Below are 351 nucleotides of genomic sequence, written 5' to 3'. Positions count from 1 at the left end.
CTTCCCGACCTGGCAGCTCGTCAGCATCTGGTATCACGAGGGCGTTCCGGGCCACCATCTCCAGCTCGCCCAGTGGGTCGCGGTTGCCGACCGGCTCAGCCGCTACCAGGTCACAGAGGGCATGGTGAGTGCCAATATCGAGGGTTGCGCCCTGTATGCCGAGCGCTTCATGGACGAGTTGGGGTTCTTCTCCGAACCAGAGTGCCGACTCGCCTTCCTGGACGGGCAGATGCGGCGGATCATCCGGGTGATCGTCGACATCGGCATGCACCTCGAACTCAACATCCCCGCCGACTCGGGCTTCCACCCCGGCTACCGCAGGACCCCGGCGCTCGCCACCTAGTTCATGGC

Annotated in this window: 1 protein-coding gene; it reads left to right on the top strand. The window is 65.0% G+C overall.

What is annotated here, in order from left to right; genetic code table 11:
* Positions 1-343, top strand: a 343-nt coding sequence (locus UK12_RS33950; protein WP_045307073.1) for a DUF885 family protein, incomplete at its 5' end; no start/stop codon positions are given.
* Positions 344-351: the final 8 nt, after the last annotated feature.

Source organism: Saccharothrix sp. ST-888 (assembly GCF_000955975.1).
In the GTDB taxonomy this organism is placed as follows: domain Bacteria; phylum Actinomycetota; class Actinomycetes; order Streptomycetales; family Streptomycetaceae; genus Kitasatospora.
Note: the sequence above shows the minus strand (reverse complement) of the source record. Positions and strands in the feature narration are given on the sequence as shown.